This is a genomic window from Bradyrhizobium sp. P2_E8, from assembly GCF_056403875.1.
The window spans coordinates 1-12,525 of record NZ_JBFUES010000104.1; the positions used below are offsets into that span (position 1 = coordinate 1).

Annotated in this window: 16 protein-coding genes; 12 read left to right on the forward strand and 4 right to left on the reverse strand. The window is 60.6% G+C overall.

The window, feature by feature from the left end; translation table 11 throughout:
- Positions 1-106: 106 nt before the first annotated feature.
- The 6 genes from AC1D00_RS08470 (at position 107) to AC1D00_RS08495 (ending at position 4,642) form a co-directional block, all read left to right on the forward strand.
- Positions 107-775, forward strand: coding sequence for an amino acid ABC transporter permease (locus tag AC1D00_RS08470; protein WP_135178269.1), 669 nt, complete (start codon positions 107-109; stop codon positions 773-775).
- Positions 776-785: 10 nt separating this feature from the next.
- Positions 786-1,442, forward strand: a complete 657-nt coding sequence (locus tag AC1D00_RS08475; RefSeq protein WP_135178268.1) for an amino acid ABC transporter permease — start codon at positions 786-788, stop codon at positions 1,440-1,442.
- A gap of 51 nt (positions 1,443-1,493) precedes the next feature.
- Entirely contained in the window at positions 1,494-2,321 is an 828-nt protein-coding gene (locus AC1D00_RS08480) for a transporter substrate-binding domain-containing protein (protein ID WP_135178267.1), read from the forward strand.
- Positions 2,322-2,382: 61 nt separating this feature from the next.
- Positions 2,383-3,129, forward strand: a complete 747-nt coding sequence (locus tag AC1D00_RS08485; RefSeq protein ID WP_135178266.1) for an amino acid ABC transporter ATP-binding protein — start codon at positions 2,383-2,385, stop codon at positions 3,127-3,129.
- Positions 3,130-3,142: 13 nt separating this feature from the next.
- Positions 3,143-3,592 carry a type II 3-dehydroquinate dehydratase gene (gene aroQ / locus AC1D00_RS08490; RefSeq protein ID WP_135178265.1) on the forward strand — a complete coding sequence of 150 codons (450 nt, stop codon included), beginning with the start codon at positions 3,143-3,145 and terminating at the stop codon, positions 3,590-3,592.
- A gap of 6 nt (positions 3,593-3,598) precedes the next feature.
- Positions 3,599-4,642 (forward strand): Gfo/Idh/MocA family protein, encoded by a 1,044-nt coding sequence (locus AC1D00_RS08495; protein ID WP_477010348.1) that lies wholly within the window; start codon positions 3,599-3,601, stop codon positions 4,640-4,642.
- A gap of 326 nt (positions 4,643-4,968) precedes the next feature.
- On the opposite strand, the gene AC1D00_RS08500 is transcribed toward AC1D00_RS08495, so the two are convergent.
- The 3 genes from AC1D00_RS08500 to AC1D00_RS08510 form a co-directional block, all read right to left on the reverse strand.
- A complete protein-coding gene (locus tag AC1D00_RS08500) occupies positions 4,969-5,097 on the reverse strand; it encodes a hypothetical protein (RefSeq protein ID WP_283813919.1) in 129 nt (42 codons plus the stop codon).
- 211 nt (positions 5,098-5,308) lie between these two features.
- Positions 5,309-5,644: a winged helix DNA-binding protein gene (locus tag AC1D00_RS08505; protein WP_477010349.1), complete on the reverse strand. Its 336-nt coding sequence runs from the start codon at positions 5,642-5,644 to the stop codon at positions 5,309-5,311.
- Positions 5,590-6,522 (reverse strand): LysR family transcriptional regulator, encoded by a 933-nt coding sequence (locus AC1D00_RS08510; protein WP_135178263.1) that lies wholly within the window; start codon positions 6,520-6,522, stop codon positions 5,590-5,592. Before AC1D00_RS08510 ends, AC1D00_RS08505 begins: the two co-directional genes overlap by 55 nt.
- 111 nt (positions 6,523-6,633) lie before the next feature.
- Between AC1D00_RS08510 and AC1D00_RS08515 the strand changes: the two genes are divergently transcribed.
- Together AC1D00_RS08515 and dctA are read left to right on the forward strand one after the other, a co-directional pair.
- Positions 6,634-7,707, forward strand: a complete 1,074-nt coding sequence (locus AC1D00_RS08515; RefSeq protein ID WP_135178262.1) for a 4-oxalomesaconate tautomerase — start codon at positions 6,634-6,636, stop codon at positions 7,705-7,707.
- Positions 7,708-7,760: 53 nt separating this feature from the next.
- On the forward strand, positions 7,761-9,146 hold the full coding sequence (gene dctA / locus AC1D00_RS08520) for a C4-dicarboxylate transporter DctA (RefSeq protein ID WP_477010350.1): 1,386 nt from the start codon (positions 7,761-7,763) through the stop codon (positions 9,144-9,146).
- A 256-nt stretch (positions 9,147-9,402) separates the two neighbouring features.
- Here dctA and AC1D00_RS08525 read toward each other — a convergent pair whose 3' ends face one another.
- Positions 9,403-10,281, reverse strand: a complete 879-nt coding sequence (locus AC1D00_RS08525; protein ID WP_135178260.1) for a GNAT family N-acetyltransferase — start codon at positions 10,279-10,281, stop codon at positions 9,403-9,405.
- A 126-nt stretch (positions 10,282-10,407) separates the two neighbouring features.
- Here AC1D00_RS08525 and AC1D00_RS08530 point away from each other — a divergent pair, with 126 nt between their 5' ends.
- The 4 genes from AC1D00_RS08530 to AC1D00_RS08545 all read left to right on the forward strand — a co-directional run.
- On the forward strand, positions 10,408-10,629 hold the full coding sequence (locus AC1D00_RS08530) for a hypothetical protein (RefSeq protein ID WP_167771446.1): 222 nt from the start codon (positions 10,408-10,410) through the stop codon (positions 10,627-10,629).
- A complete protein-coding gene (locus AC1D00_RS08535) occupies positions 10,607-11,530 on the forward strand; it encodes a 2-hydroxyacid dehydrogenase (RefSeq protein WP_477010351.1) in 924 nt (307 codons plus the stop codon). The genes AC1D00_RS08530 and AC1D00_RS08535 overlap by 23 nt, the downstream gene beginning before the upstream one ends.
- A gap of 12 nt (positions 11,531-11,542) precedes the next feature.
- Complete coding sequence (locus AC1D00_RS08540) at positions 11,543-11,899, forward strand: cupin domain-containing protein (protein WP_135178259.1); 357 nt, start codon at positions 11,543-11,545, stop codon at positions 11,897-11,899.
- Between the two features lie 209 nt (positions 11,900-12,108).
- On the forward strand, positions 12,109-12,525 hold a 417-nt coding region (locus AC1D00_RS08545), incomplete at its 3' end, for an aldehyde dehydrogenase family protein (RefSeq protein ID WP_477010352.1).

The window sequence follows — 12,525 nt, forward strand, 5'->3', positions numbered from 1 at the left end:
CATCTCACCTGATCCGGACGTCTTCTTCGCCACTTTTGCATCCCTGGGAGGGTGACACCTGGCCGATGGGCGAGCGGCACGCACAACGCCCGAGAGGAAACGCAAGATGGGCTACACGCTCGATTTCTCGGTGGTTTGGCATGCGATGCCCGCGCTGCTGTGGGGGTGCGTGGGTACAATGGGTCTGGCGCTTGCCGGCATGACACTTGCGATGGTGATCGGTGTCGCCGGCGTCGCGGCACGCGATTCGAAGGCGGCATGGTTACGTGCTCTCGTGATCGGTTTCGTCGAGGTCGTGCGCAATACACCTTTCCTGGTGCAGATTTTCTTTCTGTTCTTCGCCCTGCCGCTTGCCGGATTGAAGCTCAATCCAACCGCTACCGCCATTATCGCACTCGGTGTCAATGGCGGCGCCTACGCCATCGAGATCATCCGTGGCGGGGTGCAGTCCATTCATAAAGGACAGGTGGAGGCCGGCTACGCGCTCGGCCTGCACAAAGGACAGGTATTCCGGTTCATCGTGCTCAAGCCCGCGCTTCGCGCGATCTACCCCTCGCTCACGGGTCAGTTCATCATGCTGACGCTGACCTCGTCGATCTGTTCGGCGGTATCGGCTTTCGAATTGACGTCGGTTGCCCAGCGCATCGAAAGCGACACATTCCGTAGCTTCGAGGTCTATTTCTCCGTCACCTTCCTCTATCTCGCGATCTCCTGGTTGCTGATGCTGGGCTTTGCGGTCGTCTCTCACCGCTTCTTCTCATATCCGACACGCTGAGGGAGCGATCATGACACCGCATTTTGGTCTTGCCGAGTTCGGCTTCCTGCTGCGTGGGCTGCAATGGACGGTGCTGCTCACGCTGGTCGCATTCGCAGGCGGCTGCACGGCGGGGCTCGCCGTCGCATTGCTGCGCACCTGTGGTCACAAGGGCGTGGAATGGATCACCCGCATCTACATCGGGATATTCCAGGGCACTCCGCTGCTGCTGCAGCTTTTCGTCGTGTACTACGGATTGGCGCTAACCGGGCTGAAGCTCGACGCGTTCGTCGCGGTGGCGATCGGCTTCACCGTGAATGCCTCCGCGTTCCTGGGTGAGATTTGGCGCGGAGCGATCCAGGCGGTGCCGCGTGGCCAGACCGAGGCGGCGATGGCGCTTGGACTGCACTATTCGTCCCGCATGCGCGACATCGTGTTGCCGCAGGCAATCCGCATCTCGCTGCCGGCGACCATCGGCTATCTCGTGCAGCTCATCAAGGGCACGTCGCTCGCCGCCATCGTCGGCTTCATCGAACTCGCCCGCGCCGGTCAAATCGTATCGAACCAGACCTTCCAGCCGTTGCTCGTCTTCGGCGTTGTCGGCGCGATGTATTTCATCCTCTGCTGGCCACTGTCGTGGTGGGGCAGCCGGATGGAGGCCAGGCTCGCTCTGGCCAGTCAAAGGTAGGAACGGCGCACCTACTCAATCACAAACAGCCATCACCAGGAGGAGATACTCATGTTGTTTTCACCCAACCGTCGCCAGCTCGGGGTCGCACTGCTGGCATTGGTGGCTATCGCCGTCGCAGGCAAATCGCAGGCCGGCACGTTGGAAGACGTGAAGAAGAAGGGCGTCGTCGTCATCGGTATTCAGGGCGACAATCCTCCCTGGGGCTATGTCGATAGCTCGGGGAAGCAGGATGGCATCGATGCCGATTTGGGGCGCGCCTTCGCTGAATATCTCGGCGTAAAGGCCGAGTTCGTCCCGCTGGCGGTGGCCAATCGTATTCCGGCGCTGACCACAGGTCGCGTAGACATTCTGTTCGCAACCATGGCCATGCTGCCGGAGCGTGCAAAGGCGGTGCAGTATTCGAAGCCGTATGTCGCCAACGAGATCACGCTTGTCGCTGCCCAGGCGACCCCGATCAACAGCAATGCCGATATGGGCAAGTACGTCATCGGCGTTCCGAGGTCCTCCACACAGGATACCCAGGTCACAAATAGTGCTCCGGCAGGCACGGAGATCCGCAGGTTTGATGATGATGCGGCCACGATCCAGGCGCTGCTCTCCGGTCAGGTGCAGGCTGTCGGCGCAAACAGCTTCTACCCGCAGCGTCTGAACGCCGCAAAGCCCGAACTTGGGTTCGAGCCCAAGCTTCACTTCACCGCGCTGTATAACGGGGCCTGCACCCGCCTCGGAGACAAGGAGTGGAACGAAACGGCCAATAAGTTCATCGACCAGATCAAGTCGAACGGCAAGTTGGCCAGCTTCTACGCCAAGTGGATGAAGGCGCCCGTGCCGATCTTCCCGGACTCGGTCCCCGGCGTTCCCTTCACAGTTCAGTAGCCACTGCGAGCGGCCGACGCACGATTCGCGTCGGCCGCCGTCCGATAGCGGAGCCGAATCCATGCAGGACAATATCCTGATCGAAATGAAGGGCGTGCAGAAATGGTATGGCGGGTACCAGGCTCTCCGCGACGTCGATCTCACCGTGCGGAGGGGCGAGAAGATCGTGCTCTGCGGTCCGTCCGGGTCGGGCAAATCGACGCTGATCCGCTGTATCAACCGCCTCGAGCCGATCCAGCAGGGCAGCATCGTGATGAACGGTCATCGGCTTGACGACAGCGTCAAGGCTATCGATGTCGTACGTCAGGACGTCGGCATGGTCTTTCAGAGCTTCAATCTCTTTCCGCATATGACAGTCTTGCAGAACTGCATGCTCGCGCCCATCCGCGCGCGCCGCATCGGAAAGACCGAGGCGGAGGCGATTGCGCGAAAATACCTCGAGCGCGTGCGCATCGGTGACCAGGCTGAGAAGTATCCGGCTCAGCTTTCGGGCGGTCAGCAACAGCGCGTCGCGATCGCGCGTGCGCTCTGCATGCAGCCCAAGGTCATGCTGTTTGACGAACCGACCTCGGCACTCGATCCTGAGATGGTCAAGGAGGTGCTCGATACGATGATCGGCCTCGCCAACGACGGCATGACCATGATTTGCGTCACCCATGAGATGGGCTTTGCTCGCCAGGTTGCCGATCGTGTGATCTTCATGGCTGAAGGCCAGATCATCGAAGAAGGCGCGCCCGAGGCGTTCTTCCGCAATCCACAGCATGCCCGCACCAGACAGTTCCTTGGCGAGATCCTTGCCCATCACTGAACGGAGGTTATTCATGAGTCGTCTTGTCTACGTCCTCAACGGGCCAAATCTCAATTTGCTTGGCAAGCGCCAACCCCACATCTACGGTCACGAAACGCTTGCAGACGTGGAGCGGGATTGTCGAGTGCTGGCTGGGGAACTCGGACTGGAGCTATGCTTTCATCAGTCCAATCGAGAGTACGAGTGGATCGATTGGATTCACGAGGCACGTGAGACGGCTGCCGGCATCGTGATGAATCCGGCGGCTTTCACCCATACGTCGGTCGCCATCCTGGATGCGCTGAACACGTTCGAGGGGACCGTGATCGAGGTGCATATTTCCAACGTGCACAAGCGCGAGGAATTCCGCCACCACTCGTTTGTCTCCAAACGAGCTGATGGGGTCATCGCAGGCTTTGGCACGCAGGGTTATCTGCTCGGCTTGCGTCGTGTGGCCAAGCTGCTTGATGAGAAGAAGGGATAGCATCTCATGAGTGCAGCCGTCCGCCTGTCGGTGATGGGAGCGGGTCTCATCGGCAAGCGACATATCGAGCACATTCTCGGGTGGCCTGAGGCGATGCTGTCGTCGATCGTCGATCCGGCGCCTGCGGCACGAGAGTTGGCGGTTTCGCTGAAGGTAGATTGGTTTCCGTCCTTTCAGGACATGCTCTCCGGAAATCGACCGGAAGGGGTGGTTGTCGCCACCCCCAACCAGATGCACGTGGCCAACGGCATGGATTGTGTCGCGGCTCGCATCCCAGCGCTCATCGAGAAGCCGTTAGCGGATGACGTCGTCGCTGCACATGCCCTGGTCGAAGCTTCCGAGCGGGCGGGCGTGCCGCTGCTCACAGGCCATCATCGCCGCCACAACCCGATGATCCAGCGCGCCAAGGCGGAGATCGATAGGGGCCGGCTGGGTCAGATCGTGTCGGTGCATGGCATGTTCTGGCTGATCAAGCCGGACGACTATTTCGATGTGGCCTGGCGTCGCGAGAAAGGGGCGGGTCCTGTTTTCCTGAATCTCATCCACGATGTCGACCTGCTACGGTACCTCTGTGGGGATATCGTGGCGGTACAAGCTGCCCAATCCAATCGGCTGCGTGGAAATGAGGTTGAAGAGACGGCGGTGATCCTTCTGCACTTCGCCTCCGGCGCGTTGGGAACGGTCAATGTCTCCGATACCATCCAGTCGCCTTGGAGCTGGGAATTCACCGCCGGAGAGAACTCGGCCTACGGTCATACGCAGGAGAGTTGCTACCAGATCGGCGGCACGAGGGCATCGCTGGCTATTCCGCAACTCGATCTATGGCATCATCCTAGCAAGGCCAGCTGGTGGGCGCCGATTGAGCGCGAGCGGCTGAGCTACGAGAACGAAGACCCGCTTGCTCTGCAGATCGCCAATTTCTGCGGAGTCATCCGCGGTACGGTCGATCCTGTGGTGAGCGGGCGCGAAGGGCTGAAAACCCTCACAGTGATCGACGCGGTCAAACGCGCGGCGGAAACCGGAGATTTCATATCGGTCCGAAGTTCGTAAGCTCCCTTTTCATTTGGAAACAACCGCCAAGCTATTGATATTACCAGGGCAGAATTCTGCGCTTCTTTCCAAGCGCGCTTTGAAATCATTGAATAATCAAGCTGGTTTTGATTCCGCCATTCGGAGGTTCGATTCCTCCCGCCCCAGCCAGCACAAGCTGTTGAGTTGGTAAGATAACTCGCCCGCAGTCTTCGGGGCCGTTTGGAAACGGAGTTCGGAAGCCGCATAGAGAATGAACTAAAGGCGTGGTGTTTCATCGAACATGTTGCRGCTTTCTTAGCTTCCAGCACAACATACATCGCGCAGGCCCACTCGAGCAGGTCCCGTCAGGCGGCTGTCGCAAATTGGCGTAGTGCAGCGAACAAATCGGACAACTCGCCCCAGCCCGCCGATACGCTTGCCGCGCCGCCCATCAGGCTCGCAGCCAGTGCGAGCGTCGATTTTGGATGTCCCATGATTCTCTCCCCTGCTGGAGGTGCCGCGTTGGTCGCCGCCACCGCATCGGAAAAATCAGAACTGCCGGTCCGGCTGTCTCAGCACGATCCCGTCGAGCGCGGACGTGACGTGGATCGCACAGGCGAAGGTGAGAAGGTCCTGATGTTTCTTGGGGCCGCTAACCATGTCCCGAAGCGTAACTCTTCGCGCCGAGCAGCGTAAGCGTGGCCGCTAAGGCTGATGTCGTCGCGTGATCGCAACTTGCGCCGCCTGGGCATAGATGCTCGCCACCAGCTCAAGATGGCTGCCTGCGGATTCCGATTTTTCCGCCCTGCCGTCGAGTGCCTCCAGCATCGGCGGCAGCGTCGCGGCGCGCAAGTCCGCATAGGCTTCGGTGACGGAACGGCCCATCTTGGTCGTGCGATAGCACGTTTCCTTGCGCGACGAGGATCCCTCGGTTTCGATCAGCCCGGCCTTCACCAGCTTGCGCGTGGCATGGAGCGATTGAAGCCTCAGGAGCGCTGCCGCGGCCTGTCTCGACTGGTCGCCCGTGAAGGAGAGCGCCATGCCTCGAGGAGCATCTTGAGTAACTGGCTGGCATGAGGGGATAGCGTCGACCCGCGCCTGCGCACGATTCCGATCGTCCGCGACACCTCCGGCTCGGTCAACCTGACGGTGTGAATGATCGGATGGCCGGCGGCCGGCGTCGCGAGCCTCGGCAGTACGGCGATGCCCAGTCCCGCTTCGACGAGACCGAGCGAGCCGGAGAGGTGAGCAACTTCATAGGACCAGTTCAGTTGCAGGCCGTGTCGCGCCAGCGCGTTGTCGATCAACGCGCGGTTGCCACTGTTGCGACCGACGGTAATAACCCGGTGCGACACGATCTCCGACCAGCTTACCTGTTTACGCGATGCCAACGGATGGTCGTGGCGGCAGGCCAGGACGAACGGATCTTCAACCAGTTTCTCGAATTCGATTTCGGCATGCGAAGCACCGATGAAATTGATGCCGAAGTCGGCTTCTCCGCGAGCGACCGCTTCCAATCCCTCATTGGCCCCGATGTCCAGAACCCGGATGCGAATACGCGGATACGCCTCGGCAAACCGGCCGATCGCACGCGGCAGGAAATAAAACACCGCCGTCGGCACCGCAGCAACAGAGACCAGGCCTGAACTTCGCGCGCCGATATCATGGATGGCGAGCACCGAGGTCTCGAACTCGTCGATGAGACGGCGCACCTTCGGCAGAAAGTCGCGGCCGGTCATGGTGAGATTGACGTGACGCGTCGAGCGTTCGAGCAACGGCGCACCGAGGCTTTCTTCCAGCTTCTGAATGCGTCGGCTGAGCGCCGGTTGCGACAGGTTCAGCGCCTTGGCGGTGCGGACAAAGCTTCCAGTCTCCGCGACGGTAATGAACGCCTTGAGGTCGAGCAGTTCTGCGTTCATGGCTGGCTCCCATTATGTCGTATGACGCATTAATACTTCAGATATTTGCATTTTACAGAAGAGTTGCAAGAGCCCATGTTCTGTTCGATGTCGCCGAACGGAAGAGCTCCAATGAACGATCAGATTGCCATTCCCTGTGTGGTCATGCGCGGCGGAACCTCGCGCGGGCCGTTTTTCCTGGCCAGCGATCTCCCGGCCGATCCCAGGGCGCGCGATGCGGTCCTGTTGTCGGTGATGGGGGGCGGGCACGATCTGGGCATCGATGGAATCGGGGGCGGCAATGCCGTCATCAACAAGGTCGCGATCATCAGACCGGCATCGGTGCCCGGCGCCGATGTCGACTACCTTTTCGCTCAGGTCAGAGTGCGCGAAGGGATCGTCGACACGTCGCCGAACTGTGGGAATATGCTGGCAGCGGTGGGACCGTTCGCGATCGAAGCCGGTCTGGTCGCCGGTGCCGCAGATCGCACCCAGGTCCGCATCCACAATGTCAACACCGGCAAGCTGATCGACGCCACGGTTTCCACCCCTGGGGGGAAGGTGACCTATGAGGGGGAGGCGCGGATCGACGGGGTGCCGGGAACGGCCGCGCCCATCGAACTGTCGTTCCCCAACGCGGCCGGCGCACGCACCGGCCGCCTCCTGCCGACAGGACGACCGGTTGACCGTATCGAAGGGATCGATGTCAGCTGCATCGACGCGGCCATGCCCGTCATGCTGGTCCGCGCGGTGGATTTGGGATGGACCGGCCGCGAGGCACCTTTGGAGTTCGCCGACAGCGGCTTCCGCGCGCGGCTCGAAAGCCTGCGCGTCCAGGCCGGACGTCGGATGGGCTTTCCGAATTCCGCGGCCATGGTGATTCCGAAACCGGTCCTGATTGCTCCCGCGACGGAAGCGACGTTGAACACGCGGTACTTCATGCCGCACGACTGCCATAGCGCTCTGGCTGTGACCGGCGCAGTTGCGATCGCGACGGCCTGTGTGACACCGGGTACGATCGCGGCGGAGATGGTCGGACCACTGGCGCCGCCGGTGCCGATCACGCTCGCCCATCCCTCCGGCGAACTCGTGGTTCGGCTGGAGCCCGGCCCGGTGGCCCGGGTGCAGCGGACCGCCCGCCGAATTTTCCAGGGTCACGTTTTCGCTCGGCGAGCGCACGTGCCTTATTCAATCCTGGCGGCCTGAACTCGGTCCGCCTTCATCCATCAAGAAAAATCAAAGCCATGGGAGAAACGAGAATGCACACGCAAGCGCTGGCTGGGTCTGTGCGCATCGACGCGCGAAAGCCATTCTATCGGATCCTTTACATCCAGGTGCTGATTGGCCTCGTGCTGGGTGTCTTGACCGGCCATCTCTGGCCTGAATTTGGTGCCGCGCTGAAGCCCCTGGGAGACGGCTTCGTCAAGCTCGTCAAGATGATGATTGCGCCGATCGTATTCTGCACCATCGTCAGCGGCATCAACAGCATCAGTGATTCCCGCGAGGTCGGCCGCACACTGGCGAAATCCATGGCGCTGTTCTACCTGCTGACCGTGCTCGCCCTGCTGGCCGGACTGATCGCGGTGTCGCTGATCCAGCCTGGCGTGGGCATGCATGTGTCCGTCAATACGCTCGATCCGTCGGTGGCCGCGAAATTCACCAAGCAAGCTGGTGCGAGCGGATTTGCGGATTTCATGCTGCACATCATCYCGCATTCGTTCTTTGGCGCGTTTGCCGATGGCGAAGTGCTGCCGGTCCTGCTGGTCTCCATCCTCATCGCCTTTGGGCTGAGCCGCGCCGGTGATGACGGTGTGGTGGTGACCAAGGCCGTCACCTCGTTCTCTCACGTGCTGTTTGTGGCCTTCGGTTTCGTCATGAAGCTTGCCCCGCTTGGCGCCTTTGGCGCTATGGCGTTCACGGTGGGCCGCTATGGCATCCGTTCGATTGGCTCACTCGGACTGCTGATCCTGACATTCTACATCGCCTGCTCCGTCTTCGTGGTCGTCGTTCTTGGGACGCTGGCGCGGCTGAACGGCTTCAGCCTGTTGAAGACCATCCGCTATTTCAAGGAAGAGCTGCTGATCGTGCTCGGCACGTCATCGTCGGAGCCGGCGCTGCCTGGCGCGCTGCGCAAACTGGAGCAACTCGGGTGCCGGAAAGGCGTGTCGGGGCTTGTGCTGCCGATGGGTTACTCTTTCAATCTGGACGGCAGCGCCATTTATCTCACCCTGGCGTCCATCTTCATCGCCCAGGCCTGCGACATTCATCTGTCTTGGGGGCAGATTGCGGCGATGCTCGGACTGATGTTGCTGACGTCCAAAGGGGCGGCCGGCGTCACCGGTAGCGGCTTCGTGGCGCTTGTCGCGACCCTCTCCGTCATGCCGGACCTGCCCGTGACCGGCGTGGCGCTGCTCGTCGGCATCGACCGTTTCATGTCAGAGGCGCGGGCACTGACCAGCATGATCAGCAACTGTGTCGCTGCCATCACCGTTTCGCTGTGGGAGAACGCCTGTGACCGCGAGGTGCTGGCCCGTGAACTGGGACATGCCAACACTCCCGAACCCGCAGCCGGATCCAAGATTGCCGCGGCAGCAGTGGTGCAGGAGGACAAGAGCTGGATGCCGACAACGCAATCGGCCGCTTGAAGGAGGGATACTTTGGCTGGCGTTGGTCTTCGCGCGGCGAATACCGCAAGCTCAGCCGGCTCAATCGAAGCCGGCGAGGATCTGGATAGGCCCGCTATCTCGGGCGGGATGCGGGTGCTCGCCTCGACGGACAAGCGCCATCACGTGCCCGTTGAGACCAGTGGCGGCAAGGTCAACCCACCCAGCGCTGCCGAGAAAAACCATACCGGGCCCTGGGGTGCGCGGCAACCTTCAACGGACGATTCGCTTCACAGCTTCAGCTCAAGGCGTGACCGGCCAATCCGTAGACCCAGGGCTCGTTTTCCCTTCGGTTCAGGAATCGTCGTCCCTTGGACATGGTGGTGACTGTGTCGTTCATTCCGAGGCGGCTCTGTTGAAGAAAGTCCGCAAACAGACCCGTCTGCTCCCGCGTATCCACGCGGGCGAACCTTCCGGCGAGATCCTTGAGATGCACGGCCGTGAGATGGATCGCGTCACAATCATTGCTGGCGACGATGGGGCCAATCACATGACCGCGTCCGAATTCGCGCTTCATGGAATAACCGACGGTCTCTCCGCCGCGGCGGAGGACGCAGATTGACGCACCTTCGGAAAGCAATGCAAGCAGCCTCTGACGGCTGCTCCCGAACGCGCGTTCATCGAGTCCTGCGATCTCCTCGATATTCTCGGTGGACAGCGAGCTCAATTCGCCGTCGAGAGCCGGCACCGGTGGGGGCGGTGACATGACCTCTCCTTGCCACAGATACACGGTGGCTTCCTTCGTGAAGCCCAGGGAAAGATAGAGGTGGTACGCCGCGTCGGTCGAGTTGAGGGTCAAATTCCGATCGCCACACCGCTCGAATACCTGCTCCATGAGCCATCGCCCGGTGCCTTGCGCCTGCGTTCGAGGCGATGTGATCACCAAGCCAATGGTCGCGAACTCGCAGCTATATGGGAACCACATGGCGCTGCCAAAGACGCGTCCAATACCATCGACTGCTACGATGCCATGACCTGCGCGGCGCAAGAAATCCCAATCCTTGGGGCGGTGCGGCCAGCCAACCCCGGTCGAGAGTGCGTGGAGCAGCGTCACATCAACGTCGTTGATGTCCTTCGCGGCCAGCTCAAAGGACTTCACGCGTACCGTTCGTCCCATCTCGACTCGTCCGTTCCTTCGCGGGATGCCATCTCTCGCACATCGCGCCTTTTCTTTCCCGCCACAATAGGGTAGCGGGCGTATTTCTCCGCATTATCGCACGGAAATCCAGCAGGTTTCCCCTGTTTGGGCCTTCTTTTCGAAATCTTCGGCCTGTATCGCAACGCAATTCGGCATGGAAAGCTCCGGCTTGCAGCTACCCTCCCGGTGTTCGGCAAAACTGTGCAGGCAGAGTGGATCGCCGTGAATCCCCAAGAAAGTCTTGCAAGGCTAATCGCTTTTCCCGACGTCGTCGACATGCCGAGCGAGGCAGAGGCGTGCATCGATGGCATTTCTTTTCAATTCTGATGCTGCCAGGGGGGCAGTCTTCCGGGAGGCGTTTGCGTGCGAGCTCCCTGACCTGGAATTTTACCATTGCAGCGAAGCTATCGATCCGGAAAAGATACGGTACCTGCTGACCTGGAACGTGCCAGACGATGTCTCGCGCTTTCGTAATCTGGAAGTGCTCTTTTCCATCGGCGCCGGGGTCGATCAGTTCAAGCCGGAAACCATACCCAGCCACGTGAAGCTCGTGCGCATGGTCGAGGATGGCATCATACGCATGATGCAGGAATATGTCGTCCTCGGGGTGCTGACGCTGCATCGCGAGATGCTGGCTTATCGGGAGCAGCAGAGAAGGGGCGTTTGGCAAGCGCTGGCAACGTCCCAGGCGACTGATCGGCGTGTTGGCTTCCTCGGCCTTGGCATGCTGGCACAAGCTGCGATCGACCGCTTGAAACCGTTTCGATTTCCCCTTGCCGCGTGGAGCCGAAGCAAGAAGGTGATCGAGGGTGTCACCTGCTTCCATGGCGCAGATCAGCTTGGCAGTTTCCTGCAAGGAACGGATGTCCTCGTCTGTCTTCTTCCCCTGACGGAGCAAACAAGYGGCCTCCTGAACGCAAGGCTCTTCTCGCTTTTGCCGGCGGGAGCGAAGCTGCTGCATGTCGGCCGCGGCCCGCAGCTTGATCAGGGCGCACTGATCGAGGCGCTCGACAGCGGGCATCTGACAGCGGCCATGCTTGACGTTACCGATCCCGAGCCACTGCCGGAGAGCCATCCACTCTGGTCCCATCCCAAGGTGATTATCACGCCGCATATCGCGTCCGTGACGCAACCGCATACGGCAGCACAATCGGTCATAGAGAACATCCGGCTCCACCGCGCTGGACGAAATCCGATCGGCCTTGTCGATCGAACACTCGGCTACTAACAGGAAAATGCCATGTCACTTCTGGTCACCATCGACACCAATCCGGACTTCGCACCGAAGACCGCCTTGCCTGCACCGGAACGCCTCATTTCTGGCAATCCATCCTTCAAGACCTGGGCCCAGGACGCCTCGAAAGGTGAGAAGGTGCTGACCGGTGTCTGGGAAGCAACGCCGGGCGAGACCCATTCCATCAAGGGCACCACCTTCGAGTTCTGCCACATTCTCTCGGGCCTCATCGAAATCGAGGAAAAGGGTGGTGAGACTCGGAGGTACCGCGCCGGCGACAGCTTTGCCATGAAACCTGGCTTCGTCGGGGTCTGGCGGACGATCGAGACGGTACGAAAGATCTACGTCTGCCATTATGACTGAGACGATGCTGAGGGCAGCACGATCAAGCGGCCCTCAGAATATTCGACTTTCGAGGTCGCGTATGACCAGATTCAACGCGGTCAGTCACTTCATTCTCAACGAAAAATGCGGCGCGCGGTCCTGTACTGCTCGCATGAGACGGCTTCGCCTCGCCAATCGCAAATCCAGGCAGTGATGGCGGGGCAGGCCCGAAGGCAAGGAGCAAGCCCATGATTGCATTGAAGGACAAGGATCTGTTTCGCCAGCAAGCGCTGATCGGCGGCAATTGGCGAGATGCGAGCACGAAATCCACCGTTGATGTCATCGATCCTGCGAGCCAGAAAGTGCTTGGCACCATCCCCGACATGGGCCGAGACGAGACCAGGGCAGCGATCGACGTCGCGGCCGCAGCGTTTAAGCATTGGAAGACAAAGTCTCATGCAGAGCGCGCTGCGCTGCTGGAGCGCTGGTATGAGCTCATGCGTCGGCATGAGCAGGATTTGGCGCTTCTGCTGACGCTGGAACAGGGCAAGCCGCTTGCTGAAGCGCGCGGAGAGATCCGTTACGGGGCATCCTTCGTCAAATGGTTTGCGGAAGAAGCCCGCCGCATCAACGGATCGACAATCCCCGCGCCGGCCGTCGATCGC

Coding starts and splice junctions, on each gene's coding strand:
- aroQ (WP_135178265.1), top strand. CDS start 3,143: ATGAGTCGTCTTGTCTACGTCCTCAACGGGCCAAATCTCAATTTGCTT.
- AC1D00_RS08475 (WP_135178268.1), top strand. CDS start 786: ATGACACCGCATTTTGGTCTTGCCGAGTTCGGCTTCCTGCTGCGTGGG.
- AC1D00_RS08515 (WP_135178262.1), top strand. CDS start 6,634: ATGAACGATCAGATTGCCATTCCCTGTGTGGTCATGCGCGGCGGAACC.
- AC1D00_RS08470 (WP_135178269.1), top strand. CDS start 107: ATGGGCTACACGCTCGATTTCTCGGTGGTTTGGCATGCGATGCCCGCG.
- AC1D00_RS08540 (WP_135178259.1), top strand. CDS start 11,543: ATGTCACTTCTGGTCACCATCGACACCAATCCGGACTTCGCACCGAAG.
- AC1D00_RS08505 (WP_477010349.1), bottom strand. CDS start 5,644: ATGGCGCTCTCCTTCACGGGCGACCAGTCGAGACAGGCCGCGGCAGCG.
- AC1D00_RS08500 (WP_283813919.1), bottom strand. CDS start 5,097: ATGGGACATCCAAAATCGACGCTCGCACTGGCTGCGAGCCTGATGGGC.
- AC1D00_RS08480 (WP_135178267.1), top strand. CDS start 1,494: ATGTTGTTTTCACCCAACCGTCGCCAGCTCGGGGTCGCACTGCTGGCA.
- AC1D00_RS08495 (WP_477010348.1), top strand. CDS start 3,599: ATGAGTGCAGCCGTCCGCCTGTCGGTGATGGGAGCGGGTCTCATCGGC.
- AC1D00_RS08525 (WP_135178260.1), bottom strand. CDS start 10,281: ATGGGACGAACGGTACGCGTGAAGTCCTTTGAGCTGGCCGCGAAGGAC.
- AC1D00_RS08485 (WP_135178266.1), top strand. CDS start 2,383: ATGCAGGACAATATCCTGATCGAAATGAAGGGCGTGCAGAAATGGTAT.
- AC1D00_RS08510 (WP_135178263.1), bottom strand. CDS start 6,522: ATGAACGCAGAACTGCTCGACCTCAAGGCGTTCATTACCGTCGCGGAG.